Origin of the sequence: Aeromonas sp. 601027 (assembly GCF_049174455.1) — a bacterium.
GTDB lineage: Bacteria > Pseudomonadota > Gammaproteobacteria > Enterobacterales > Aeromonadaceae > Aeromonas > Aeromonas veronii_A.
This window is the reverse complement of the sequence record NZ_JAAKTN010000007.1, coordinates 25,342-49,637: the sequence shown is the minus strand read 5'-3', so window position 1 is coordinate 49,637 and position 24,296 is coordinate 25,342. Positions and strand designations below refer to the sequence as shown.

The following is a 24,296-nucleotide window of genomic DNA, read 5'->3' as shown; positions in this document are numbered from 1 at the left end:
TTGGGGCGCATTGGGCGGAATGCGTGGCTGCTTTGCGATAGAGCAGCGGCAGATCGTATACAAAATGAAGTCAGATGACCCTCACGCTTGCTGGCGTATTGGCTTCAAAAGGGAATTCATAGGGGGAATGAGCGATCTTTGTTAAAGAGTGGCAACAAATTCATTTCATATAGGGTGCAACATTGTATACATTATCGGCGTTTCGGCGGCGCGTCCGCCTTTGTCGATATCAGCCCTAGGGCGTACAGGAAGACCCCATATGTTCAAAGCTACTCAAGTGCTTGCCGCTGACTATATCCCCTCCGATCTGGCCGCCCTGCGCGAAGCCATCACCCAAAACTACGTGGTGGATGAAAATGCCTATCTGGCCGAACTGTCGGCCATGCTCCCGGGAGATGGCGCCTCGCTGGAGCAGGTGACCCAGCGTGCCCGTACCCTGGTGACCAAGGTGCGCAAGGAGAGCGGCTCCGGTGACGGTATCGACGCCTTCCTGCAGGAGTACAGTCTGGATACCCAGGAGGGGATCATCCTGATGTGTCTGGCCGAGGCGCTGCTGCGGATTCCCGATGCCGAGACCGCCGATGCCCTGATCAAGGACAAGCTCTCCGGCGCCAACTGGTCCTCCCATTTCCGCAAGAGCGATTCCACTCTGGTCAACGCCTCTACCTGGGGGCTGATGCTGACCGGCAAGATCATCAAGCTCGACAAAAAGCTGGACGGCAACCCGGCCAACCTGCTGGGGCGCATGGTCAACAAGCTGGGGGAGCCGGTGGTGCGCTCTGCCATGTATGCCGCCATGAAGATCATGGGCAAGCAGTTCGTGCTGGGGCGCGACATGAAGGAGGCGCTCAAGGCGAGCCGCAAATCCCGCGAGCTGGGCTACACCCACACCTACGACATGCTGGGCGAATCGGCGCTGACCATGCAGGATGCCGACAAGTATCTGACCGATTATCGTAACGCCATCGAGGCTGTCGGCAACGAGCGCATCAGCGACGGCGGCCCGGCCCCTTCCATCTCCATCAAGCTCTCGGCGCTCCATCCGCGCTATGACGTGGCGAACCGCGAGCGGGTGCTCGGCGAAATGTGCGAGCGGCTGGTGGGGTTGGTGCGTCTGGCCCGCGACAAGGATGTGGCCATCAGCATCGATGCCGAGGAGATGGACCGCCTCGAGCTCTCTCTCGATCTGTTCGAGCAGCTCTATCGCTCCGACGCCAACCGTGGTTGGGGCAAACTCGGCATGGTGGTGCAGGCCTACTCCAAGCGCGCCCTGCCGGTACTCTGCTGGCTCACCGCGCTGGCCCGCGAGCAGGGTGACCTCATTCCGGTGCGACTGGTAAAAGGCGCCTACTGGGACAGCGAACTGAAATATGCCCAGCAGGCGGGCCTGCCCGGCTACCCGCTTTTTACCCGCAAGGCGGGCACCGATATATCCTACCTCGCCTGCGCCCGCTACCTGCTGAGCGAGCCGACCCGCGGCTTTATCGCTCCCCAGTTCGCCACCCACAACGCCAATACCGTGGTCAGCATTCTGGAGATGGCCGGTGATCGCCAGTTTGAATTCCAGCGTCTGCACGGCATGGGCGAGGAGCTGCACAACGCCGTGCTGAGCGACAATCCCGGTCTGCACTGCCGCATCTACGCGCCGGTCGGCGCCCACAAGGACTTGCTGCCCTATCTGGTGCGCCGCCTGCTGGAGAACGGGGCCAACACCTCCTTCGTTCACAAGCTGGTGGATCCCAATACCCCGGTGGACTCGCTGGCCGAGCACCCGCTGCGCACCCTCAAGCGCTACTCCGGCTTTGCCAACGACCGCATTCCGCAGCCGGTGAACCTCTTCAGCGACCGCAAGAACTCCAGCGGCGTCAACATGAACATCCTCTCCATCCAGCGCCCCTTCTTCGCCCGCTTGAAAGAGCTGGAGAGCAAGCAGTGGCTGGCGGGCCCCATCGTCGATGGCGAGACCCTCAAGCGCAGCGAGGCACGAACCGTGCTGAGCCCGCAGGATGTGAGCCTCACCGTCGGCAAGATCCACTGGGCCGACGAGCAGGCGGTGGAGCAGGCCTTGGCATCTGCCTATGCTGCCTTCCCGCGCTGGCGTGAAACCCCGGTGAGCGAGCGTGCTGCCGCGCTGGAGAAGCTGGCGGATCTGCTGGAAGCTAACCGCGAGCAGTTTGTCTCCCTCTGTACCCGCGAGGCGGGCAAGCTGCTGCAAGATGGCATCGATGAGGTGCGTGAAGCGGTCGATTTCTGCCGCTACTACGCGGTGCAGGCCCGCAGCCTGATGGGGCAGGCGACCCTGCTGCCCGGTTATACCGGCGAGCAGAACGAGCTGTTCCTGCAGGGGCGCGGCGTCTTTGTCTGCATCAGCCCGTGGAACTTCCCGTTGGCGATTTTCCTCGGCCAAATCGCTGCGGCGCTGGCCACCGGCAACACCGTCATCGCCAAACCGGCGGAGCAGACCGGCCTTATCGCCCATCTGGCGGTGACTCTGGCCCATCAGGCCGGTATTCCGGGCGACGTGCTGCAACTGCTGCCCGGTGACGGTGCCACCGTAGGTGCCAAGTTGACAGCCGATCCGCGTATCGGCGGCGTCTGCTTCACCGGCTCCACCGAGACCGCCAAGCTCATCAACATGACCCTGGCCCAGCGCGATGGTGCCATCCTGCCGCTTATCGCTGAAACCGGTGGTCAGAACGCCATGATTGTTGATTCCACCGCCCTGCCGGAGCAGGTGGTGCGCGACGTGGTGAGCGCCGCCTTCCAGAGCGCCGGTCAGCGCTGCTCGGCCCTGCGGGTGCTCTACCTGCAGGAGGAGATTGCCGAGCGGGTGCTGGAGATCCTCACCGGCGCCATGCAGGAGCTGAAAGTGGGCAACCCGGCCGAGCACAACACCGACGTCGGCCCGGTGATCGATGCCGATGCCAAGGCCGGTCTCGATGCTCACCTCGCCTACATGATCCCGCGTGCTCGCCTGATTGCCCAGGCGCCGATGCCCGCCGCGACCATGGAGGGACACTTCGTCCAGCCGACCGCGCTGGAGATCGGCTCCATCCGCGAGCTGGTGAAGGAGCAGTTCGGTCCCATCCTGCACGTGGTGCGCTACGCCACCCGGGATCTGGACAAGGTGATCAGCGACATCAACGGCACCGGCTATGGCCTGACGCTCGGGATCCACAGTCGCAACGAATCCCACGCCGAGGAGCTGGCAAGCCGCATCAATGTGGGTAACGTCTACATCAACCGTAACCAGATCGGCGCCATGGTCGGGGTGCAACCGTTCGGCGGCCAGGGGCTCTCCGGCACCGGCCCCAAGGCGGGCGGCCCCCACTACCTGAGCCGCTTCGTTACCGAGAAGACCCGCACCATCAACACCACTGCAGTGGGCGGCAACGCCTCCCTGCTGGCGATGGGCGATGCCTGATCCGCGTCGATAGAAACCGGATACGGGATGCCGGATAACAACGGGCCGCCTTCGGGCGGCCTCTTTATTTGCACCATCCGTTTTTTACGAATGGGACAATCGGCCACGACGGGGTCGTCAGCGACCCGTGCTGGTCGTAAGATGGGAGCCATTCGCGCGGCGTTTGCCCCTTGCTCGGCCAGCCGTGGTCAGGGTTCTGTTTTAACGAGAGTGTTTATCCGATGTCATTAACTGAACAAGCCCGCTGGTTCGTGCTGGGGGGCGATCATCTGGTACTGCTCGATCAGCAGGGTCAGGTGCCACAGGGTAGTAAAGCGTGCCTGCCCGCAGCGCTGGCTGACGCCCCTTTCGAGCGTTTTGACGAGTGGCAGGGGCTGCCCTGCTATCTGCTCGATCTGGGTGATGAGGCTGACACGAGCGCTATGAGCCCTCTGCGCCAGCTGATGGTGGCGGGGGACGAAGAGGGCTTTCGTCTCGCTGGCCGCGCCTGGCAGCTCGCCACCTTCCGCCGCACCCACCGTTTCTGCGGCGAGTGCGGCGCCCCCATGACCCCGAAGGCGGGGGAGTGGGCGCAGGTGTGCCAGCAAGGGCACAGCGTCTATCCGCGCATCTCCCCCTGCATTATCGTGGCGGTGCGCAAGGGGCCGGAGATCCTGCTGGCGGCTCATCGCCGTCACTATCAGGCGGACGATCCCATGTATACCGTGCTGGCCGGCTTTGTGGAGGCGGGGGAGAACCTCGAGCAGTGCGTGGCACGGGAGGTGTTCGAGGAGAGCGGCATCCGGGTGCGCAATGTGCGCTATGTGGCGAGCCAGCCCTGGCCCTTCCCTCACAGCCTGATGATGGGCTTTACCGCCGACTACGAGAGCGGCGAGATCCGGGTGCAGGATGACGAACTGGTCGCTGCCGCTTTCTTTGCCGCCGACCGGCTGCCGCGTTTGCCGCCTCACGGCACCATTGCCCGGCGGCTGATCGAGTTGTCACTGGCTGGCGAGGGGTAACGAGGCGCTTATCTTTTCGCCAACCTTTTTGCACTTCTTTTTAAAAACGGGGCGATCTGGTTTGCGCCCCTTCACATCTTTGCAACCGTGCGCCCATTTGCCACGTTTTGGGCAGTCCGATCCGGTGGGCAAAGTGGTATTATGGCCGCCATTTTATGCGTGATACGAACTCAGGAACTGGGATGAAAGAGCTGAAGAACGATCGATACCTGCGCGCTTTGCTGTGTCAGGACGTGGATATGACCCCGGTATGGATGATGCGCCAGGCTGGCCGTTATCTGCCGGAATACAAGGCGACTCGCGCCCAGGCGGGGGATTTCATGTCCCTGTGCCGCAACGCCGAGCTGGCCTGTGAAGTCACCCTGCAGCCGCTGCGCCGCTACCCGCTCGATGCCGCCATCCTCTTCTCCGACATCCTCACCGTGCCCGATGCCATGGGGCTCGGTCTCTACTTCGAGCAGGGTGAAGGCCCGCGCTTCGAGCGTCCGATCACCTCCATGGCCGATGTGCAGGCGCTGCCCCTTCCGGATCCGGAAGATGAGCTGGGCTACGTGATGAACGCGGTGCGCACCATCCGCCGCGAGCTGAAGGGCGAAGTGCCGCTGATCGGCTTCTCCGGCAGCCCATGGACCCTGGCCACCTACATGGTGGAGGGGGGCAGCTCCAAGGCGTTCACCAAGATCAAGCAGATGATGTATGCAGAGCCGCAAACCCTGCACCTGCTGCTCGACAAGCTGGCCGACAGCGTGATTGCCTACCTCAACGCCCAGATCAAGGCGGGTGCGCAGGCTGTCATGGTGTTCGACACCTGGGGCGGCGTGCTCACCCCGCGCGATTACCGCGACTTCTCCCTGCAGTACATGCACAAGATTGTCGATGGCCTGATCCGCGAGCACGACGGTCGCCGCGTGCCGGTCACCCTGTTTACCAAGAACGGTGGTCAGTGGTTGGAGCAGATTGCAGCCACCGGTTGCGATGCGCTGGGTCTGGACTGGACCACAGACATTGCCGACGCCAAGCGTCGGGTCGGTGACAAGGTAGCGCTGCAGGGCAACATGGATCCCTCCATGCTCTACGCCACTCCTGCTCGCATCCGTGAAGAGGTCGCCTCCATTCTGGCCGGTTTCGGTCACGGTAATGGCCACGTATTCAACCTCGGCCACGGCATCCATCAGGATGTGAACCCGGAACACGCTGGCGTGTTTGTCAACGCGGTACACGAGCTCTCCGCCCAGTACCACGGTCGCTAAGGCCGGGGTGAGAGAAGAATAGTTTGTTTGAAATCCGGGGCCGTCAGGCCCCGTTTTACATTAAAAAATGGCGCCGCGATGACGAGAGCGTGGCGGCCGTGCAGGAGGCAAGATGAGCAGCAAGTCACTGGATTGGGGTATCGATCTTGGCGGTACCAAGTGTGAATGCGTGGTGCTGGATGGCGACGAGGTGCTGCTGCGCCACCGCATCCCCACCGAGCGGGCTGGCGGTTATGAGCACATGATCGGCCAGATCGCCAAGCTGGTAGCTGAGTGCGCCGAGAAGATTGGCCAGCGCCCGACTGTCATCGGCATGGGCACGCCGGGGGCGCGGGATCCGCAGACCGGCCTGATGAAGAACTGCAACACCACCGAGCTCAACGGCAAGCCGTTCAAGGAGGATCTGGAGCGCAAGCTGGGCGTGCCGGTACTGATTGCCAACGACGCCAACTGCTTCGCGCTGGCAGAAACCCATTTGGGGGCGGTGCGCCAGCACCACCCCGATGCCAAGGTTGTATTCGGCATCATCATGGGCACCGGGGTCGGCTCCGGTATCGTCATCAACGGCCAGATCCTCAACGGCCACCACGGCATCGCCGGTGAGTGGGGCCACAACGTGCTTTCCCCTGATGGCCCCGAGTGCTACTGCGGCAAGCGTGGCTGCGTCGAGACCCTGATCAGCGGTCCGGCGCTGGAGGCCTGGTACGAGGCGAAGGCCAAGCGCCACCTCTCGCTCGCCCAAATCGCGGCCGCCACGGCTCACGATCATGTGGCCAAGCTCACCATCGACCGGCTGCACCTGCTGTTTGGTCAGGCGCTGGCCAATGTGGTCAACATTCTCGACCCGGATGTGATCGTCATCGGCGGTGGGGTGGGCAATGTGCAGAGCCTTTACAGCGCCGGACGGCAGACAATTTTGCCCTTCCTCTTTAATCCCCGCTTCGCAACCCCCATTATTGCTCCTGCCCTGGGTGACAGTGCCGGGGTATTCGGGGCCGCACTGCTGGCCCGCGGTGAATTCAAGGAGGCCCTGCTGTCGTAGCCGGGGCTCCCGGGTGGCCGGTGTGCCGCCCTGTTGCTGGTTAAAGGAAACGGATTCTCGATGATCAAGATTGCCATCAATGGTTACGGGCGGATCGGTCGCAACGTGTTGCGAGCCCTCTATGAAAGCGGGCGCGACAAGACCATCAAGATCGTCGCCATCAACGAGCTGGCGGCCCCCGAGGCCATGGTGCACCTGACCCGTTACGATACCAGTCACGGTCGCTTCCACCATCCGGTGCAACTGGCGGGCAACAGCATGCTGGTGGGGGAGGATCTCATCTCCCTGTTTGCCGAGCGGGATCCGTCAAAGCTGCCGTGGCGGGCGCTGGGGGTGGATGTGGTGCTCGATTGCACCGGGGTGTTTGGCTCGCGGGCCGATGCCGAGCTGCATCTGGCTGCGGGGGCGGGCAAGGTGCTCTTCTCCCACCCGGCGGATGCCGATGTGGATGCCACCGTGGTCTACGGGGTCAACCATCATACCCTCACCGGAGCGGAGCGGATCGTCTCCAACGCCTCCTGTACCACCAACTGCGTGGTGCCGGTGATTGAAACATTGCATCGAGAATTCGAGATAAATTGTGGTACTATTACGACAATTCATTCGGCCATGCATGATCAGCAAGTCATCGATGCCTACCACAGTGACTTGCGCCGAACCCGCGCTGCCAGTCAGTCCATCATTCCGGTGGACACCAAGCTGGCAAAGGGGCTGGAGCGTATCCTGCCCCACTTCGCCGGCAAGTTTGAGGCGATCGCGGTGCGGGTGCCGACCATCAATGTAACAGCGATGGATCTCAGTATTACTGTTCGTAAAAAAGTGACAGTTACTGACGTAAATCAAGCCCTGCAACGGGCATCCAGAGGTACATTACACGGTATTCTGGATTACACGGAAGAACCTCTGGTCTCCGTAGACTTCAATCATGATGCACACTCCTGCATCATTGATGGTACCCAGACCCGGGTGAGCGATGCCAACCTCGTCAAGATGTTGATGTGGTGCGATAACGAATGGGGCTTCGCAAACCGGATGCTGGATACCACCCGGGCCATGATGGCCGCAGGCTGAGCCTGCCCCGGGCGAAAGGTTACTGTTTTTAACATTACCTGGAAAATATAGAGGACTGAATATGTCTGTTATCAAGATGACTGACCTGGATCTGGCGGGTAAACGCGTTCTGATCCGTGCTGACCTGAACGTACCGGTAAAAGACGGCAAGGTCACCTCCGATGCACGTATCGTTGCGACTCTGCCGACCATCAAGCTGGCTCTGGAAAAGGGCGCCAAGCTGATGATCACCTCCCACCTGGGTCGTCCGACCGAGGGTGAATACAACGAAGAATTCTCCCTGGCTCCGGTTGTCAACTATCTGAAAGACGCTCTGTCCTGCCCGGTTCGCCTGGCCAAGGATTACCTGGATGGCGTAGAAGTCGCTGCCGGTGAGCTGGTTGTACTGGAAAACTGCCGCTTCAACAAAGGCGAGAAGAAGAACACCGAAGAGCTGGCCAAAAAATACGCCGCCCTGTGTGATGTCTTTGTAATGGATGCGTTCGGTACTGCTCACCGCGCCGAAGGTTCCACCTACGGTGTGGCTCAGTTCGCTCCGGTCGCTTGTGCCGGCCCGCTGCTGGCGGGTGAACTGGAAGCCCTGGGCAAAGCCATGCTGAAGCCCGAGCGCCCGATGGTTGCCATCGTTGGCGGCTCCAAGGTCTCCACCAAGCTGACCGTTCTGGAATCCCTCTCCAAAATCGCTGACCAGCTGGTTGTCGGTGGTGGCATCGCCAACACCTTCATCGCTGCTGCCGGTCACAACGTCGGCAAGTCCCTGTGCGAGCACGACCTGATCGACACCGCCAAGAAACTGGCTGCCGAGACCAACATTCCTGTGACCACCGACGTGGTTGTAGGTGCCGAGTTCTCCGAGTCCACTCCGGCTACCATCAAGTCTGTTAACGATGTGACCGACGGCGACATGATCTTCGACATCGGCCCGGATTCTGCCAAGGCCCTGGCTGACATCATCATGAACGCCAAGACCATCCTGTGGAACGGCCCGGTTGGTGTATTCGAGTTTGACCAGTTTGCTGAAGGCACCAAGGTTATCGCTGAAGCCATTGCTGCTTCTCCGGCCTTCTCCATCGCTGGCGGTGGTGACACCCTGGCTGCCATCGACAAGTTCGGCATCGCTGACAAAGTCTCCTACATCTCCACTGGCGGCGGCGCCTTCCTGGAGTTCGTAGAAGGCAAGGTTCTGCCGGCTGTTGCGATTCTGGAACAGCGCGCCAAAGCCTAATTGACCCGGAACGGGGGGCAAAAGCCTCCCGTTTCGTTTATCATGTGCCCGCTGTGCCGGTTCATGATGAACCCCCCATTTTTTATTAACGGCATACGAGACAGGACGATTAAACATGTCTAAGAAAATTTTCGACTTCGTAAAACCCGGCGTGATCACTGGTGATGACGTTCAGAAAGTGTTCGCCATCGCTAAAGAGAACGGCTTTGCTCTGCCGGCCGTAAACTGCGTTGGTACCGACTCCGTGAACGCCGTACTGGAAGCTGCCGCCAAGGTTAAAGCGCCGGTTATCGTTCAGTTCTCCAACGGTGGTGCCGTGTTCACCGCCGGTAAGGGTCTGAAGCTGGAAGGTCAGAAAGCTGCCATCCTGGGTGCCATCTCCGGTGCCAAGCACGTTCACGCTGTTGCCGAAGCCTACGGCGTGCCGGTAATCCTGCACACCGACCACGCTGCCAAGAAGCTGCTGCCGTGGATCGACGGTCTGCTGGAAGCGGGCGAGAAGCACTTTGCTGAAACCGGCAAGCCGCTGTTCTCCTCCCACATGCTGGATCTGTCCGAAGAGTCTCTGGAAGAGAACATCGACATCTGCTGCGAGTACCTGACCCGCATGGCCAAGATGAACATGACTCTGGAGCTGGAACTGGGTTGCACCGGTGGCGAAGAAGACGGCGTCGACAACAGCCACATGGATCAGTCCGCTCTGTACACCCAGCCGGAAGATGTTGCTTACGCTTACGAGCGTCTGTCCAAGATCAGCCCGCGTTTCACCATCGCTGCCTCCTTCGGCAACGTACACGGTGTATACAAGCCGGGTAACGTCAAACTGACCCCGTCCATCCTGGACGCTTCCCAGAAGTACGTTTCTGAGAAGTTTGGCGTTCCAGCCAAGTCTCTGGACTTCGTATTCCACGGTGGTTCAGGTTCCACTCTGGAAGAGATCCGCGAGTCCATCTCCTACGGCGTAGTGAAGATGAACATCGACACCGACACCCAGTGGGCAACCTGGGAAGGTCTGCTGAACTTCTACAAGAAGAACGAAGCTTACCTGCAAGGCCAGCTGGGCAACCCGGAAGGCGCCGACAAGCCGAACAAGAAGTACTACGATCCGCGCGTATGGCTGCGTGAAGGTCAGACTTCCATGATCGCTCGTCTGGAGAAAGCATTCTCCGACCTGAACGCCATCGACGTACTGTAATTCGTTACAGCACCTTGATTGCATGAAAAGGCGCCCTTCGGGGCGCCTTTTGCATTTCTGTGATCCGCACCGGTTGGTGAGTGGAGGAGGAACTGGGTATTATCGAAACAACTTTGCTTATTTTATTAAACAATTTGCAACCAAGGCAGGATGCTGAGTATGCAGGCAGGAAAGCACAACGGATATCAGGAGCACGTCGCCTCCTACTACGCGGCCACCCGCAACGACTCGCAACAGTGGCCCGAGCTGGAGGGGGAGCACAAGGCTGACGTCTGCATCATCGGCGGCGGCTTTACCGGTCTCAATACCGCCATCAATCTGGCTGATGCCGGTTACAAGGTCGCCTTGCTGGAGGCCAACCGTATCGGCTGGGGCGCCTCCGGGCGCAACGGCGGCCAGCTTATTCGCGGTATCGGTCACGATACCAGCCAGTTCGCCCGCTGGATTGGTGAGGAAGGGGTGCGCGAACTCGACCTGATGGGGCTGGAGGCGGTGCAGCTGGTGCGCGAGCGGGTTGAGCGTTTCAATATCGACTGCGACCTCACCTGGGGTTACTGCGATCTGGCCACCCGTCAGCGCCATCTGGCCGGCTTCGAGGAAGCTCTCGACCATCTGGCGAGCCTCGGCTATGAGCACGAACTCAAGCTGGTACCGCGGGAAGATATCCATAGCGTGGTGGGATCGGATCGCTACATCGGCGGCCTTATCGACATGGGCTCCGGCCATCTCCATCCCCTCAATCTGGCGCTCGGCGAGGCGCGCGCCGCCGCCAGCCTCGGGGTCTCCCTGTTTGAACACTCCAGAGTGACCCATATCGATTACGGCAAGCAGGTCGAGGTGACCACGGCTCATGGGCGGGTCACTGCCGACTATCTGGTGATCGGCTGCAACGCCTATCTCAACGACCTCAATCCGGAGCTGGGGGGGCGGGTGCTGCCGGCCGGTTCCTACATCCTCGCCACCGAAGTGCTGGATCGCCGTTTGCGCCAGCGATTGCTGCCGCAAAACATGGCGGTGTGCGATCAGAATGTGGCGCTCGACTATTACCGCCTCTCCGCCGACGGCCGCCTGCTGTTTGGCGGCGCCTGCAACTACTCCGGCCGGGATCCTCGCGATATCAAGGCCTTTATGTTGCCCAAGCTGCTGCGGGTCTTCCCCGAGCTCGCTGGCACTGCCATCGAGTTTCAGTGGGGAGGCATGATCGGGATCGGCGCCAACCGGCTGCCGCAGATTGGCCGTCTCAAGGAACACCCCAACGTGCTCTACGCCCAGGCCTATTCGGGTCACGGCCTCAATGCCACCCATATGGCGGGCAAGCTGGTGGCCGAGGCGATCCGCGGCGAGAGCCGGGGCTTCGATCTCTTTGCCAGCGTGCCCCATATCACCTTCCCCGGCGGCCCGGCGCTGCGCTCCCCGCTGCTGGCACTGGGAATGTTGTGGCACCGGATGAAGGATATCTTCTGACTCCGATTATCAGCCTGCGTAGTGATGGTTGAACGAGGCACTCTTGCCAGCCCCTTGTTTATAGCGGGTTGGCACAATTATCCCGCCTGATAGACCAAAAGATGCATTCGCGCCAATCCCTGCTGGTTGGCGCTATCTTTTAGGTGTGAGCGTGATGCCGGGCCAGGCGAACAAGAGCGGGTTCGCTGGCCGAAAAAGATGTGAAGGAGGGCCAAGATGGAGATAAATGTGGTCGCGTCAGGCGGGCTCACCCCGCTGGCGCAACGGCAGGGATCTCCCGCTGCGCAGGCACAGGAGCGGGCTGTGACCTCACCATCAACGGGCAGTGACAGCCGTATGGTACGCGATCTTGGCGCCGTGCTGGATGAGCTCGGGCTGTCGCCGCAAGGGGAGGATAGCAGCGGGAGCCGCATCTCAATCAGAGATTCGCTGGAAGCGTTCATCAACACCATGATGGGCGCCCTGCAACAGCAGCAGGAACAACAGTTGGCATTGCAGCAACAACAGCGGCAAGAGCAGGAACAGCGCAAACTCGCCATCGCCGACAGCAGCGAAAATCCGCTCAAGCGGGATCTGGAGCGCCTGCTGGAGACGCTGGATCAACAGGGCGGGCAGGGAAAAGAGAGCGAACCAGGAGCCGAGATCGAAGCGGTGAACCCCTTGCAGAGCCAGCTGACCAAGCTGCTGGAGAGCAGCGGTGCGGCAGAGAGCGGGGTCACCCTCAAGGAGGTACTGTCAGGGTTGGCCAGCAAGCTGCCGAACGAACCTGCCGAGCGAAAAGGGTATCGGGTCGATACCCAGGTTTGAGCTGGTTGGCAACGGCAGCCCCGCCGTTGCAGAGACATGAGGGGCTTGTTGCCTTTTATTGCGCTGATTCCGCCAGCCGCCAGCCCTGTTCGCTCTTCATCATCCACACCTCTGCCTCTTGCGGCAGCACCTGGCCCGCCTCGAACTCGCCATATTTACGCTCGAGCTCCATCAGACCCATCTCCTGCTGGAAGGGGCCAACCCGGTCGTAGACCAGATCCTCGTCGTGCAATACCTGCAACTGATCGAGCCCCTGCTTGAAGTGGAGCTGGTAACTCACCTTGACCAGATAGACCCCCTCCATCCGCTCCTCCTTGCCGAGGATGGTGAAGTCGCTGATATCGAACAGGTTGGCGTCTGTCTCGGCCAGTAGCTTGGCGGTGACCTGCTGGCGGATATCCTCTTCACCGGGCCCTGCACTGCAGCCATAAAGCCAGAGGGCTAGCAGGGGGATGAACCACTTTTTCATCAAAACTCCGGACAAGTGCAAAACGAGAGGGGCGATTGTGCCACGCGAATGCGCGGCGGCAAACCTCGGCTCACGGTTCCAGTGAACGTTCCAGCACGATGGCCTCGGCCCGATAATCAGCAAGCTCGCGGCGATAGCACTCGGTGAAGCCTCTGCGCAGCCAGAAGGATAGAGCACTCTCATTGCTGGCAATCACTGACAGGCGAAGCCGGGTAGCCCCCCATGAGCTTGCCAGCGTGCAGGCGTGAAGATAGAGCGACTGACCACGGCCACTCCCTTGCCAGGGTTCCCCCACCAGTAACAGACCCAGATAGGCGGTGTCTGGATTGGGGTAGCCGCGCAGCAGATCAATGACAGCGGTGAGCTCTCCCTGCTCCCAGCGGCCGATGAGATGTTTGTCGGAGAGAGGCAGGCCGGGTGGGCAGGCGACAAGTTCCTCTTCTCCTGCCTGTGCAGAGAGAGGGTCATTGCTCACCGCCGCCTGATAGGAGGGGGCCTGCTCGAACAGCCGCTGCAAGGCAGGTGCATCGCTTGTCTGCAGCCGACGCAACTCAGTGTGCATCACTTACCATCTCGAGATGTTTGGCAAAGGGGATAGGCCCCATAAAACCGGTGACCCGCTGCCCTGTCAGCTCCTTGCCCTCGCGGTCGAAGAAGATCAGGGTCGGCAGCCCCAGCACATTGAGACTGTTGAGCAGCTCCACATCGGCATCGTCGTTGGCGGTGACATCCGCCTGCAGCAGCACCATCTGGCCGAAGCGCACCCTCACCGCCGGGTCGCTGAAGGTCTTGTGCTCGAACTCCTTGCAGGCGACGCACCAGTCGGCGTAGAGGTCGAGCAGCACCGGCTTGCCGCGGGCGGCGGCCAGCTGCACCTTGAGATCATCCAGCGTCTTGACGCGGATAAACTGCGGCGCCGTTTGACTGGCATCCGCCGTGGCGGCAGCAGGACCGGCCGGTTGCAGCAGATCCTTGCCCACCACCACGGCGCTGATCATCGCCAGCAACAGCACGAAGCCGCGCACACTTCTGGCCACCGAGTGGGGCTGGTGCTGGTTGTGGTGATAGAGATAGCCGCACAGCAGCAGCCCCCAGCCGAGCCAAGCGAGAGTAGCAATCTGATCGCTCCAGAGCCGTGACAGCAGCAGGATCGGCACTGCCAGCAGGGCAAAGCCAAACAGCTGCTTGATCACATCCATCCAGGCGCCCGCTTTTGGCAGCAGCTTGCCACCCGAGGTGCCGAGCAGCAGCAGCGGCAGACCCATCCCCAGTGACAGCGAATAGAGCGCCGCCCCGCCGAGCCAGAGATCGCCGCTCTGGGCAACATAGATCAGTGCCCCCGAGAGCGGTGCTGTGGTGCAGGGGGAGCAGACCAGCCCGGAGATCATTCCCATGATAGCGACCCCGACCACAGAGCCGCCCTGCTGGCGGTTGGAGAGACCGGAGAGCCGGGTTTGCAAACTGCTCGGCAGTTGCAGGGTGTAGAGTCCGAACATGGAGAGGGCCAGCAGCACGAACATCACCGAGAGGCCGATCAGCACATAGGGGTGTTGCAGCGCCGCCTGGAATTTAAGACCTGCCGAGGCCACTACCAGCCCCAGCAGGGTGTAGGTGACCGCCATCCCCTGCACATAGACCAGAGAGAGCAGGAAGGCGCGACCGGTGGAGAGGCGATGGCCGGCACCGGCGATGATGCCGGTCAGGATCGGGTACATGGGGAAGACGCAGGGGGTGAAGGCGAGCCCCAGCCCCAGCGCGAAGAAGGCGACGATGCTGAGCCAGAAACCCTGATTGCCAAGGGCGGCGGCGAGCTGATCCTGCTGGCTAACCGGTGCGACGCTTTGTGCCGTATCAGCAGTTGACGCTGTGGTTGCCGTGACCAGCGGGGCCACATCGATCAGTTTGTCGGTCGGTGGATAGCAGAGGCCGTCGGTACAGCCCTGATAGCGCACCCGCAGGGTAGCATTTTCCCCCACCTCCTTTAGCGGCACCGCGATGCTCACCTGCTGGTAGTAGACCCGGGTCTTGCCGAAGAAATCATCCTCGTGCTCGGTGCCTTCCGGCAGGGTCGGCTCGCTGAAGGTGAGGTTGTTCCCCTTGAAGCGCAGGCTGTGGCGATAGAGGTAGTAATCGTCGGCGATGTGGAGGGTCAGCAGCAGCTGATCGCCGCGCTGTTCGCTCTCGATCTGAAAGGCCTCATCGACCTGCAAAAATTTGGGTTTGGCGTTGGCCTCAATGCCCAGCGAGCTGAGCAGGTCGGCGCCGCTGGCGTGGGCAGGGGCGCTGCCCACCGCTATCATCAGTAGGGCACAGAGCAGCAGTGGAGAGAGCAAGCGAGTGAATGTCATGAGGTCTCCCCATTGAGCCAGTCGAGATAGGCGGGTAGTCCGGCACTCACCGGCAGGGCCAGCAGCTCGGGCACCTCATAAGGGTGATTGGCTTGAATACATGCCTGCAGCTCGGCAAAGAGTGGCTGGCGGGATTTGATGATGAGCTGGATCTCGGTGGCGCGCTCCACCTTGCCTTGCCAACGATAGACAGAGGTAATGCCCGGCAGTTGATTGATGCAGGCGGCCAGCCGCTGGTTCAGCAGCTGTTCGCAGAGAAGGTCGGCACTGGTTTGATCTGGGCAGGTGCAGAGCACCACAATGGCGTCGGTCATAAAGCGGATCTTCACCTCGTTGGGGTAAACCGGGCAGGCGCCCTTGCCGTGTCATCCTTTTCTGCGGATGAAGGTGAAAAAAGCGCCTGAAAATCAGCGGCTACTATACCCCAGAGCCGCTTCAAATAGCATCTGTAGCCATTTGTGAGCCAGCGCCAAAAATTTGTGGGGGGCATGAGATAGACGCTGTCATGGGGACAGGGCAGAATGAGCGGGCTTGTTCCCAATTGACGTAAGGAAATGTATGACCCAACAGAATGAGCAGCAGAGAAACCGCATGTTGAGCCTGCTGCGCGAAGGTGAGCGCCGCATGTTGGTTCAATTGGCCGGGCTGCTGCGCACAACCGCCGATGAAATCAATGCCGAGCTGGAGAAAGAGGAGCTGATGGCCACCCTGGAGCAGCCCATTACAGTGGAGTATCTCAACGGCGTGGTGCAGCACCATCTGTTCGAGCGCAAACACAAGGGAGATATGGCGGTTGCCCAGCAGATCCTGAGCGATTATCAGAGCGAGCTGGAAGCGCTGCAGGCCGCTCAGGCCCAGCCTGAAGAGGCTGTCGCAACTGACGAGAGCGGCGAAGAGCTCAAGGCACAGGCTTGAGCGACGGGCAGGCCTGAATCCTTACCTCTGAATCAGCCGGCCTGCCAGCGCTGATCCCTCTTGCGGCCCCATCATGTCTGCCATGATGGGGCCGTGTCGTTTCTTCTGTAGTCTTTCCTTGTTGCCCTTCATTTCTCGGTTTCAATCCAACGGATTCGTGCCTTAGCGCGCCTCTTGTGGCATGCCGTGCGGCACTTCGCGGGGGATGGGGAACACCTTGTCATAGCCCCAGTTGTAGACGAAGGCATAGATCAGGTAGAAGACGACGAAGCCCAGATCCAGCACCAGCGCCTCCAGCAGGCTGACGCTCAGCCACCAGGACATGACCGGCAGCGCGACGATCAGCAGACCGCCCTCAAAGCCGAAGGTATGCAGCACCCGTTGCCACAGGGTCTTGTGGGTATGGCCCTGATATTTGAGCAGCAGCTTGTCGACCCCGATGTTGTAGATGTAGTTCCAGACGGTGGCCAGCACCGAGAAGAACAGTGCCAGCGGGCCCATATGGTTGAGCCCGACCCCGGTAACCCAGCTGGCCAGCGGGGCGGCAATCAGCAGCCCAATGAATTCAAAGCCAATGGCATGGCGCAGGCGATCGTTACGGGTACGCATAAGTCACTCTCTCAATCAGGTTCATTCACGGATTGCTGGTTAATCTATAGATCTTTAGCGATAGATTCATGTTGGTATCCATCGCTAAAATAGATGGATGAGAGAGCTTGCCGGAGGGCCATAAGATGACGCCATCACTGGAACAACTGAGGATCTTGCTGGCGGCCGCCGAAACCGGCTCGTTTTCCGCTGCCGCCCGCAAGCTGGGCAAGGCGCAGTCGGTGGTGAGCAGCGCCATCGCCAATCTGGAGATCGATCTGGCGCTCACCCTGTTTGACCGCAGCGGCCGCTATCCGCAGCTGACGGAGGCGGGGGCCCGCATGGTGCAGGAGGCGGGGATCCTGCTGGCGCAGAGCGAGCGGTTGCAGTCCATCGCCGGTGAACTGGCGGCCGGGGTGGAGACGCGCCTCACCCTGGCTATCGATGATGATTCCCACCTACCTTGGCTCGGCACCCTGCTGGAGGAGTTCGCCACTCGCTATCCGACCGTGGAGCTGGAGCTGCTCTTCCCGTTGATGGAGGACGTGACCGAGATGCTGGTGACCGGGCGGGCCCAGCTCGGCATCAGCTATCAGAAAGTGCATCCCCAGCGGGAGATTGTCGCCCATTCGCTGGGGGAGGTGACCATGCCGCTGGTGGTGTCACCGGATCATCCGCTGGCCCGCAAGCAGCCGCTGCGGGAGGTCGATCTGCAGGGGGCACGCCAGCTGATGGTGACCGGTAGACGGGAAGGGAGCGAGCGCCAGCGTTTTCGCATCTCGGCTCAGGTGTGGTGGGTCGAGGGGGATCTCGGGGTACTGGAGCTGGTCAAGCGGGGCCTTGGCTGGTCCGCCATTCCGGAATTTCTGCTGCATCAACCGCTGGCTCGCGGCGAAGTGGTGGTGCTGGAGCCGGACTTTATCGCCAGCCACGCGCTGGCGCTGGAACTGCAGTGGCATCGCGCCCGCCCGCTGGGGCAGGCGGGGCGCTGGCTGAAGGAGGCACTGCTGGCGCGGGTGCCTCGCTAGCCGACCTTACTCGGTCAGTTCGTAGGGGAGAGGTTGCAGGGTGAGCTGGGAGCTCTCCTCCTGCTTGAGGCGAAAACGGGCGTCAGCCTCGGTATCTTTCGGCAGTACGGCGGTGAGCCATACCTGACCCTGATGTTGCCAGGCGTTGAGCACCATGCCGCTGCGACGCCAGTTGTCACCGAGCTGGATCTCCAGGGTATCGCCCGCATTGACCGGCTCGTTGGCACTGCCCGCCAGCAGGAACAGGGCGCGGTTGTTGGCGCCGCGATATTTGGCGCGAGCCACCGTCTCTTGCCCCATGTAGCAGCCCTTGTTGAAGCTGATGCCGTCCAGTGTCTGCAGGTTGAGCATCTGCGGGATGAACTCGCCCTGATGCACCGCCTCCATGTGCGGCAGACCGGCCTTGATCTCGAGACCCCACCAGAGGGATTCGTCACCCGCCGGCAGCGCATCGGCTTGCTCACTGCTCACCAGCAGCCAGCGATCCTGTTCGATCTTCACCGCCATGCCGCCAGCGATAAGGCCGCTCTGCTCCAGACCAAACTGCGCGGCGAGCCACGCATCTGTGCCCTTGCCTGCCAGACCGGTGGCGTGGCGTTCGTCGGCAGCAATCTCCACCTTGGAGAAGACGGCAAATTTTTTCAGCTCCGGCAGCTGGCGCTCCAGCACCGAAGGGGTAGTCAGCAGCAGCAGGCTCTCTTCAAGGCAGAGCAGGCGAAAATCGCTCCACAGCTTGCCCTTGGGATCACAGTGACCACCCAGCGTGCTCTGCCCCGGTTGCAGGGCGTTGACGTCGCAGGTGACCTGACCTTGCAGATATTTGACGCGATCCTGACCACTCAGTCGGGTGATGGCTATCTTGGTCAGGGCGAAGCGGGTCGGCTCGGCAGGAAAAACAGGGGGTTGCAGGCTCACGATGGTATTCCAGAGAGAAAGTATGTGACCTGCATGGTAAAGACGTAACTAATGTTTGTCAGCCGGAAAATCCAGCTGGTACCATCCCCGGGTCTTTGTAAGGAGAGTTCCATGTTGAGCCCAGTTGAAAAATCCCGCCTGAAGTGGGCCTGCCGCCGTGGCATGCTCGAGCTGGATGTTGTTTTTATGCCCTTTTTCGAACACGAGTTCGACTCCCTGAGCGAAGCCGATCAGCAGACCTTTATCCGCCTGCTGGAGAGCGATGATCCGGACCTGTTCCGCTGGACCATGGGGCACGCAGTACCGGCCGATCCCGCCTTCAGCGCCATGATCAAGATGATCCTGGAGCGCAATCAGGCCCGTCACGACCGTCAGGCCTGATGCCGTGGAGCGGGTGATCATCCCTGTTCACCCCTCCCGCCATCAGCGCTACTGGCTGGTGGCCCTCTTTCTGTTGCTGCTCTGGCCGGTGGCTGGCCTGATTGCCGGTTGGCAGTGGGCGCTGTTGCTGCCCGTCTGGCTGGCGACGCTCTGGTTGAGCTGGCGGGCGCTCGCCGAGCCCCCGTTCGAGCTTGTTTGGGATGGTCAGTGGTTGCAGTGGCAAGGTCGTCGCTATCAGCTCGACAAGAAAAGCCGCATTCTGCCCGGTGTGCTCAGGCTGGCGCTTTGCCCCGAGCCGCAAGAGAGTGGAGCCGTGTCGCCACGACAACTGTGGCTCTTCTCCGACGCCCTTCCCCCCGAACATTACCGCCTGCTGGCGCGAGCCATCCACTTTCTGCCATCCCGGCGCTGACCCCTGCTTCCCGTGATGACCATGCGCTGATTTATCGCGATAAGCTGCTGCCATGTGGTTGGCGGCACTCTTTTTGTGGCTGAAAAGCGGTTGAAAACAAGTGACCCCGCCGGGGCGGGGTCACTGATTGCTGTAACGCTTTGCGGGAAGGGGATTAATCCCGCTCCGGGGTCAGCACGGTCGGTTTGGAGTCCGGCAGCATATCCGGATAATCCAGGTTGTAGTGCAGGCCGCGGGACTCCTTGCGCTGCAGAGCGCAGTTGACGATAAGCTCGGCCACCTGCAGCAGGTTGCGCAGCTCCAGCAGGTTGTTGGAGACGCGGAAGTTGGCGTAGTACTCCTGCACCTCCTGCTTGAGCAGGTCGATGCGGCGCTTGGCGCGGGCCAGGCGTTTGTTGGTACGCACTATCCCCACGTAGTCCCACATCATCAACCGCAGCTCGTGCCAGTTGTGCTGGATCACCACCAGTTCGTCGGAATCTTCCACCTTGCTCTCGTCCCACACCGGCAGGCGCGGCGGCTCCACACTCATCGGCAGCTTGGCCAGAATGTCGGCCCCCGCCTGATGGGCATAGACCACGCATTCCAGCAGGGAGTTGGAGGCCATGCGGTTGGCACCGTGCAGCCCGGTGTAGGTCACTTCACCGATGGCGTAGAGGCCGGGAATATCGGTCTGGCCGTTGCTGTCGATCATCACTCCGCCACAGGTGTAGTGGGCGGCTGGGACGATGGGCATCGGTTCCTTGGTGATGTCGATACCGACCGCAAGGCAGCGCTCATAAATGGTCGGGAAGTGCTTGATGATGAAATCGGCCGGTTTGTGGCTGATATCCAGATACATGCAATCCGCCCCGAGCCGCTTCATCTCGTGGTCGATGGCGCGAGCGACGATATCGCGTGGCGCCAGTTCGGCCCGCTCGTCAAACTCCGGCATAAAGCGGCTGCCGTCCGGGCGGCGCAGATAGGCCCCCTCGCCACGCAGTGCTTCGGTCAGCAGGAAGTTGGGATCATCCGGGTGGAACAGGCTGGTGGGGTGGAACTGGTTGAACTCCAGGTTCGCCACTCGGCAGCCGGCCCGCCACGCCATGGCGATGCCATCGCCAGAGCTCACATCGGGGTTGGAGGTGTACTGGTAGACCTTGGAAGCACCGCCGGTGGCCAGTGCCACGAAGCGGGCGCGGATCACCTCGACCTGCTCGGCGTTGCGGTTCCAGACGTAGGCGCCCAGCACCTTGTTGCCTGGCAGGTTGAGCTTGCGTGTGGTGATGAGGTCGACCGCGTTGAAGCGCTCCATCAGCTGGATATTGGGGTGAGCGCGCACCTGATCGATCAGGGTGAGCTGCACCGCCTTGCCGGTGGCATCCGCCGCGTGGAAGATGCGGCGATGGCTGTGGCCCCCTTCCCGGGTGAGGTGGTACTGGGATTCACCGTCGGCGTTCTCCTCCTGATCGAAGGGGACCCCTTGCTGAATGAGCCACTGGATGGACTCGCGGGCGTGGCGAGCGGTGAACTCCACCACTGCCGGATCACACAACCCGGCGCCCGCGTTGAGCGTGTCGCTCACGTGGGATTCGATGCTGTCGGTTTCGTCGAAAACGGCAGCGATGCCTCCTTGCGCATAGAAAGTGGCCCCTTCACTGATAGGCCCCTTGCTCAGAACCAGGACTTTGGCGTGGTCTGCCAATCGCAACGCGAGGGACAAACCAGCGGCACCGCTGCCAATGATCAGTACATCGCAAAGGTATTCAACACTTGCTTTCATAAGTATCATTGGCCTGGATTAAGAACTGGCACCATGGTAGCCCAAGCGAGGGCGAGGATGCAGCCTGCATCACATTTTTTTCAATTGAAGCGAACTTTCTCTGATTCTCCCTGTCTGAACTTGTGCGCTTAGGAAGGGCCGGAAAAGAAAAACGATAACCTGATGGGGGTTTTACGGCTCTGATGAGCGACCAGAATCTACTGGACGAACAGCTGGTTGAACGGGTCCAGCGCGGCGATAAAGCAGCTTTCAACCTGTTGGTAAAAAAATACCAGCATAAGGTGGTCAACCTGGTTGCCAGGTATGTCAACAATCCCGGTGATGTGCCCGATGTGGCGCAAGAGGCCTTTATAAAAGCCTACCGTGCATTGCCGACATTCCGTGGCGAAAGTGCTTTTTACACCTGGTTGTACCGAATTGCCGTGAACACGGCGAAGAATTATCTCACCTCCCAGGGGCGCAGGCCGCCCAGCAGTGATGTGGAGGCTGACGAAGCGGAGTCTTATGGCGGCGGTGAAGCCTTGCAAGAGGTCTCAACCCCCGAAAACCTGGCGCTGACTGACGAGATCAAACGCACCGTGTTTTCAGCCATAGAGGCATTGCCGGAAGACCTGAGGACAGCTATCACCCTCCGCGAACTGGAAGGGCTGAGCTACGAAGAGATTGCCGAAATCATGGATTGCCCTGTGGGTACGGTCAGATCCCGTATCTTCCGGGCGAGGGAAGCAATCGATAAAAAGCTGCAACCTCTGATCGAGAATTAACTGGGGAAAGACGGGTTAACTTATGGCAAATAAAGAGCAAATCTCTGCCCTGATGGATGGTGAGCTGAGTGACGCAGAGGTACTGAACGAGCTGGAGATGGACTCCGACTTGCAAGATACTTGGGGTCGTTACCACCTGATCGGCGATGCCATGCGGGGTGACCTGCCGGTCAATCTGCAACTGGATCTCAGTGACAGCATCATGACTGCGCTGGAGGATGAGCCCACCATACTGGCACCCAAGCCGGTCGAGACGGCTCCCGTACTGCAACCTGTCGTTGCACCTGTCAAGACAGATTCCAATGTGGTTCCGTTGTTCCGCCGTGTCGGTCAGCAACTGGGGCAATACGCCATTGCCGCCTCCGTGGCCGCCGCTGTTATCTTCGGAGTGCAGCATTATCAGGGACAGGATGGCGTTCCGGCCAATCCGGTGCTCAATACCATTCCAATCGGTGGCAGCGCGGCGCCTGTGAGCGTCCATTATCCGCAACAGGATGGTGCCCGTGCCCGTCAGCAAGGTCTGACCGAACAGCAGATGCAGGAACAGCGGGAGCGGATCAACGCCTTCCTGCGTGACCACCAGTTGCAACAACGCCTGTTGCAAGACAGGCAGAACCAACAATAACGAGTCGTCAGGGATATCAACGTGCGCCAGTACAGCCGTATTTTACTGGCCTCTCTCCTGCTGATCAGTGCCAAGGCCTCGGCCGACGATAAGTCGGCCGAGGCCTTGTTGCAGCAGATGCAGAGTGCCGTGCAGCAACAGAACTTCGAATTGTCCATGGTCAAGGCCCGTCAGGGACGTCTTGAACCGATCCGCATCAGCCATGCCGTGATCGATGGCAAGGAGGTAGCCCATCTCAGCTATCTCGATGGCAAGGCGATCGAGTATCTCCAGCGCCAGAATGAATACACCTTCTTTGAAAACAGCCATGATCCCTACACCCTGAAGGATGCCCGCTTTCCCGGTATCTGGTCGACCCTGGTGAAGATGCCGTTGGCACAGGTGCTGGAGAGTTATGATCCTGTGCTTGCTGGCCGTAGCCGGGTGGCCGGCGAGGTCGCTCAAGTCGTCAGGTTGGTGCCCAAGGAAGCTGACAAGTATGGCTTTGTGCTCTGGATTGACGAACGTAGTCACCTGTTGCTGCGAGTCGACATGGTGGAGCGGGAGGGCAATCTAGTGGAGCAGATGCTGGGGGTGGATCTGCAATTGCAACAAAAACCGTCCCCATGGCTGGTAAAGCTGGCCAACAGCAAGCAGCCCTCGGCGCTGGCGCTGGAGGATGCCTATCCTGCACCGCAACAGCAGTTGAACTGGCAGATCACCTGGTTGCCCGATGGCTTCAAGGTGCTGTCGCAAGACCGGCACCAGCTGGTGACCACCAGTGTACCGGTGGATTACATGATGCTCTCCGATGGCCTGGTGGATCTCTCGGTCTACGTCTCTCGGGTCGATCCCAAGCAGGCGGTGCGCCAGCAGCTGATCCGCCAGGGGGCGACCTCGCTGGTGAGCTACGTCAACGAGGTGGGGGTCGAGATCACCGTGGTTGGGGAAGTGCCTGCCGAGACAGCCAAACGCATCGCCGAGTCGGTGCAGCCGCTGGCTCGCAACGAAGCGGTGCAGTGAGTCCATGTTCTGGGTTCACAGTAGTGTGCGGCTTGCCGTTGGCTGTGAGTCGTGTTCAGATCCTGCCATTGCATGAGCACGAGGTGTTGCCGTGAACGAGATGAGTGAAGAGCTGGCGACCGTGGTGGCCATTGAGGGTGACCATGCCTGGGTGGAGTGCGAGCGTCGCTCCGCCTGCAGTGGTTGTCAGCAGCAATCCAACTGCGGTACCGGCACCGTGGCCAAGGCGTTTTCCCTGAAAGCTCCCCGCTTGCGGGTCAGGCTGACCGCCGAGGTGCGGGTTGGCCAGCAAGTGAGGCTCGGTATCCCGCAGGAGAGTCTGCTGCGCGGGGCGGCGCTGGTCTATGTGCTGCCGCTTTTCTGCCTGTTGGCCGGCGCCTTGCTGGGGCAGCTCTGGCTGGCACCGCTGCTCTCGGGCGGGGAGGGAATTACCATTCTCTGCTGCCTGCTGGGGGGCGTGCTGGGCTTTTTACTGGTTCGTTACTTTTCCAACCGCCTGGATCAGGGGCGCTACGGCCCGCAGATGCTCGGCGTCGTGGTCCCTGTCCGCATCCTCCCCTGACCGAACAGGCGCTATTTCACTGGCGCTGGCGACTAAAGAATGGCCG

General features: G+C 60.8%; 24 protein-coding genes. 17 read left to right on the top strand and 7 right to left on the bottom strand.

From position 1 onward, the window contains the following. The first annotated feature begins 259 nt into the window (after positions 1–259). From putA to G5193_RS10635, 9 genes are all read left to right on the top strand, one after another. Complete coding sequence (gene putA / locus G5193_RS10675) at positions 260–3,424, top strand: bifunctional proline dehydrogenase/L-glutamate gamma-semialdehyde dehydrogenase PutA (RefSeq protein ID WP_421205963.1); 3,165 nt, start codon at positions 260–262, stop codon at positions 3,422–3,424. A gap of 221 nt (positions 3,425–3,645) precedes the next feature. Next, a complete protein-coding gene (gene nudC, locus G5193_RS10670; protein ID WP_201908576.1) occupies positions 3,646–4,425 on the top strand; it encodes an NAD(+) diphosphatase in 780 nt (259 codons plus the stop codon). Between the two features lie 182 nt (positions 4,426–4,607). Continuing rightward, positions 4,608–5,675: a uroporphyrinogen decarboxylase gene (gene hemE / locus G5193_RS10665; RefSeq protein ID WP_421205962.1), complete on the top strand. Its 1,068-nt coding sequence runs from the start codon at positions 4,608–4,610 to the stop codon at positions 5,673–5,675. A gap of 112 nt (positions 5,676–5,787) precedes the next feature. Beyond that, positions 5,788–6,717: an ROK family protein gene (locus tag G5193_RS10660; protein WP_201908573.1), complete on the top strand. Its 930-nt coding sequence runs from the start codon at positions 5,788–5,790 to the stop codon at positions 6,715–6,717. Positions 6,718–6,777: 60 nt separating this feature from the next. Further along, positions 6,778–7,788, top strand: coding sequence for an erythrose-4-phosphate dehydrogenase (gene epd / locus G5193_RS10655; protein WP_005335438.1), 1,011 nt, complete (start codon positions 6,778–6,780; stop codon positions 7,786–7,788). Between the two features lie 61 nt (positions 7,789–7,849). Beyond that, positions 7,850–9,013, top strand: a complete 1,164-nt coding sequence (locus G5193_RS10650; RefSeq protein ID WP_005340965.1) for a phosphoglycerate kinase — start codon at positions 7,850–7,852, stop codon at positions 9,011–9,013. 115 nt (positions 9,014–9,128) lie between these two features. Continuing rightward, positions 9,129–10,208, top strand: a complete 1,080-nt coding sequence (fbaA, locus tag G5193_RS10645) for a class II fructose-bisphosphate aldolase (protein WP_005340963.1) — start codon at positions 9,129–9,131, stop codon at positions 10,206–10,208. 159 nt (positions 10,209–10,367) lie between these two features. After that, positions 10,368–11,672 carry an NAD(P)/FAD-dependent oxidoreductase gene (locus G5193_RS10640; RefSeq protein WP_421205961.1) on the top strand — a complete coding sequence of 435 codons (1,305 nt, stop codon included), beginning with the start codon at positions 10,368–10,370 and terminating at the stop codon, positions 11,670–11,672. 216 nt (positions 11,673–11,888) lie between these two features. Further along, on the top strand, positions 11,889–12,479 hold the full coding sequence (locus G5193_RS10635; RefSeq protein ID WP_266135361.1) for a hypothetical protein: 591 nt from the start codon (positions 11,889–11,891) through the stop codon (positions 12,477–12,479). A gap of 55 nt (positions 12,480–12,534) precedes the next feature. On the opposite strand, the gene G5193_RS10630 is transcribed toward G5193_RS10635, so the two are convergent. From G5193_RS10630 to cutA, 4 genes are all read right to left on the bottom strand, one after another. Next, positions 12,535–12,948 carry a hypothetical protein gene (locus tag G5193_RS10630; protein WP_421205960.1) on the bottom strand — a complete coding sequence of 138 codons (414 nt, stop codon included), beginning with the start codon at positions 12,946–12,948 and terminating at the stop codon, positions 12,535–12,537. A gap of 70 nt (positions 12,949–13,018) precedes the next feature. Further along, positions 13,019–13,510 (bottom strand): GNAT family N-acetyltransferase, encoded by a 492-nt coding sequence (locus G5193_RS10625; RefSeq protein ID WP_139477557.1) that lies wholly within the window; start codon positions 13,508–13,510, stop codon positions 13,019–13,021. Beyond that, positions 13,500–15,296, bottom strand: coding sequence for a protein-disulfide reductase DsbD (locus tag G5193_RS10620; RefSeq protein WP_421205959.1), 1,797 nt, complete (start codon positions 15,294–15,296; stop codon positions 13,500–13,502). The genes G5193_RS10625 and G5193_RS10620 overlap by 11 nt, the downstream gene beginning before the upstream one ends. Next, the gene (gene cutA / locus G5193_RS10615; RefSeq protein ID WP_005335428.1) at positions 15,293–15,610 is read right to left on the bottom strand and encodes a divalent-cation tolerance protein CutA; all 318 of its coding nucleotides are present in this window, start codon (positions 15,608–15,610) and stop codon (positions 15,293–15,295) included. Before cutA ends, G5193_RS10620 begins: the two co-directional genes overlap by 4 nt. A gap of 244 nt (positions 15,611–15,854) precedes the next feature. On the opposite strand from cutA, the gene G5193_RS10610 reads away from it, so the two are divergent. Beyond that, positions 15,855–16,211, top strand: a complete 357-nt coding sequence (locus tag G5193_RS10610) for a hypothetical protein (RefSeq protein ID WP_069529227.1) — start codon at positions 15,855–15,857, stop codon at positions 16,209–16,211. Positions 16,212–16,373: 162 nt separating this feature from the next. On the opposite strand, the gene G5193_RS10605 is transcribed toward G5193_RS10610, so the two are convergent. Next, positions 16,374–16,820 (bottom strand): PACE efflux transporter, encoded by a 447-nt coding sequence (locus G5193_RS10605; protein WP_047436069.1) that lies wholly within the window; start codon positions 16,818–16,820, stop codon positions 16,374–16,376. 125 nt (positions 16,821–16,945) lie between these two features. Between G5193_RS10605 and G5193_RS10600 the strand changes: the two genes are divergently transcribed. Then, complete coding sequence (locus G5193_RS10600) at positions 16,946–17,827, top strand: LysR family transcriptional regulator (protein ID WP_076494938.1); 882 nt, start codon at positions 16,946–16,948, stop codon at positions 17,825–17,827. A gap of 6 nt (positions 17,828–17,833) precedes the next feature. Here the strand turns inward: G5193_RS10600 and ygfZ are convergent, their stop codons facing one another. After that, complete coding sequence (gene ygfZ, locus G5193_RS10595) at positions 17,834–18,742, bottom strand: tRNA-modifying protein YgfZ (protein ID WP_421205958.1); 909 nt, start codon at positions 18,740–18,742, stop codon at positions 17,834–17,836. A 111-nt stretch (positions 18,743–18,853) separates the two neighbouring features. On the opposite strand from ygfZ, the gene G5193_RS10590 reads away from it, so the two are divergent. After that, positions 18,854–19,123, top strand: a complete 270-nt coding sequence (locus G5193_RS10590; protein WP_033112786.1) for a succinate dehydrogenase assembly factor 2 — start codon at positions 18,854–18,856, stop codon at positions 19,121–19,123. A gap of 19 nt (positions 19,124–19,142) precedes the next feature. After that, positions 19,143–19,535 carry a protein YgfX gene (locus tag G5193_RS10585; RefSeq protein WP_421206048.1) on the top strand — a complete coding sequence of 131 codons (393 nt, stop codon included), beginning with the start codon at positions 19,143–19,145 and terminating at the stop codon, positions 19,533–19,535. Between the two features lie 154 nt (positions 19,536–19,689). On the opposite strand, the gene nadB is transcribed toward G5193_RS10585, so the two are convergent. Further along, complete coding sequence (gene nadB, locus G5193_RS10580) at positions 19,690–21,297, bottom strand: L-aspartate oxidase (protein WP_421205957.1); 1,608 nt, start codon at positions 21,295–21,297, stop codon at positions 19,690–19,692. Between the two features lie 182 nt (positions 21,298–21,479). Here nadB and rpoE point away from each other — a divergent pair, with 182 nt between their 5' ends. From rpoE to G5193_RS10560, 4 genes are all read left to right on the top strand, one after another. Beyond that, complete coding sequence (gene rpoE / locus G5193_RS10575) at positions 21,480–22,061, top strand: RNA polymerase sigma factor RpoE (protein WP_005335411.1); 582 nt, start codon at positions 21,480–21,482, stop codon at positions 22,059–22,061. A 22-nt stretch (positions 22,062–22,083) separates the two neighbouring features. Further along, on the top strand, positions 22,084–22,686 hold the full coding sequence (locus G5193_RS10570) for an RseA family anti-sigma factor (RefSeq protein WP_421205956.1): 603 nt from the start codon (positions 22,084–22,086) through the stop codon (positions 22,684–22,686). Between the two features lie 21 nt (positions 22,687–22,707). Further along, a complete protein-coding gene (locus G5193_RS10565; RefSeq protein WP_216980206.1) occupies positions 22,708–23,688 on the top strand; it encodes a MucB/RseB C-terminal domain-containing protein in 981 nt (326 codons plus the stop codon). A 100-nt stretch (positions 23,689–23,788) separates the two neighbouring features. Further along, a complete protein-coding gene (locus tag G5193_RS10560; protein WP_421206047.1) occupies positions 23,789–24,250 on the top strand; it encodes a SoxR reducing system RseC family protein in 462 nt (153 codons plus the stop codon). Positions 24,251–24,296: the final 46 nt, after the last annotated feature.

Coding starts and splice junctions, on each gene's coding strand:
- G5193_RS10640 (WP_421205961.1), top strand. CDS start 10,368: ATGCAGGCAGGAAAGCACAACGGATATCAGGAGCACGTCGCCTCCTAC.
- epd (WP_005335438.1), top strand. CDS start 6,778: ATGATCAAGATTGCCATCAATGGTTACGGGCGGATCGGTCGCAACGTG.
- G5193_RS10605 (WP_047436069.1), bottom strand. CDS start 16,820: ATGCGTACCCGTAACGATCGCCTGCGCCATGCCATTGGCTTTGAATTC.
- G5193_RS10570 (WP_421205956.1), top strand. CDS start 22,084: ATGGCAAATAAAGAGCAAATCTCTGCCCTGATGGATGGTGAGCTGAGT.
- rpoE (WP_005335411.1), top strand. CDS start 21,480: ATGAGCGACCAGAATCTACTGGACGAACAGCTGGTTGAACGGGTCCAG.
- G5193_RS10610 (WP_069529227.1), top strand. CDS start 15,855: ATGACCCAACAGAATGAGCAGCAGAGAAACCGCATGTTGAGCCTGCTG.
- G5193_RS10625 (WP_139477557.1), bottom strand. CDS start 13,510: ATGCACACTGAGTTGCGTCGGCTGCAGACAAGCGATGCACCTGCCTTG.
- G5193_RS10590 (WP_033112786.1), top strand. CDS start 18,854: ATGTTGAGCCCAGTTGAAAAATCCCGCCTGAAGTGGGCCTGCCGCCGT.
- G5193_RS10630 (WP_421205960.1), bottom strand. CDS start 12,948: ATGAAAAAGTGGTTCATCCCCCTGCTAGCCCTCTGGCTTTATGGCTGC.
- cutA (WP_005335428.1), bottom strand. CDS start 15,610: ATGACCGACGCCATTGTGGTGCTCTGCACCTGCCCAGATCAAACCAGT.
- nadB (WP_421205957.1), bottom strand. CDS start 21,297: ATGAAAGCAAGTGTTGAATACCTTTGCGATGTACTGATCATTGGCAGC.
- G5193_RS10635 (WP_266135361.1), top strand. CDS start 11,889: ATGGAGATAAATGTGGTCGCGTCAGGCGGGCTCACCCCGCTGGCGCAA.
- G5193_RS10560 (WP_421206047.1), top strand. CDS start 23,789: ATGAGTGAAGAGCTGGCGACCGTGGTGGCCATTGAGGGTGACCATGCC.
- G5193_RS10600 (WP_076494938.1), top strand. CDS start 16,946: ATGACGCCATCACTGGAACAACTGAGGATCTTGCTGGCGGCCGCCGAA.
- G5193_RS10650 (WP_005340965.1), top strand. CDS start 7,850: ATGTCTGTTATCAAGATGACTGACCTGGATCTGGCGGGTAAACGCGTT.
- G5193_RS10660 (WP_201908573.1), top strand. CDS start 5,788: ATGAGCAGCAAGTCACTGGATTGGGGTATCGATCTTGGCGGTACCAAG.
- putA (WP_421205963.1), top strand. CDS start 260: ATGTTCAAAGCTACTCAAGTGCTTGCCGCTGACTATATCCCCTCCGAT.
- G5193_RS10620 (WP_421205959.1), bottom strand. CDS start 15,296: ATGACATTCACTCGCTTGCTCTCTCCACTGCTGCTCTGTGCCCTACTG.
- hemE (WP_421205962.1), top strand. CDS start 4,608: ATGAAAGAGCTGAAGAACGATCGATACCTGCGCGCTTTGCTGTGTCAG.
- fbaA (WP_005340963.1), top strand. CDS start 9,129: ATGTCTAAGAAAATTTTCGACTTCGTAAAACCCGGCGTGATCACTGGT.
- nudC (WP_201908576.1), top strand. CDS start 3,646: ATGTCATTAACTGAACAAGCCCGCTGGTTCGTGCTGGGGGGCGATCAT.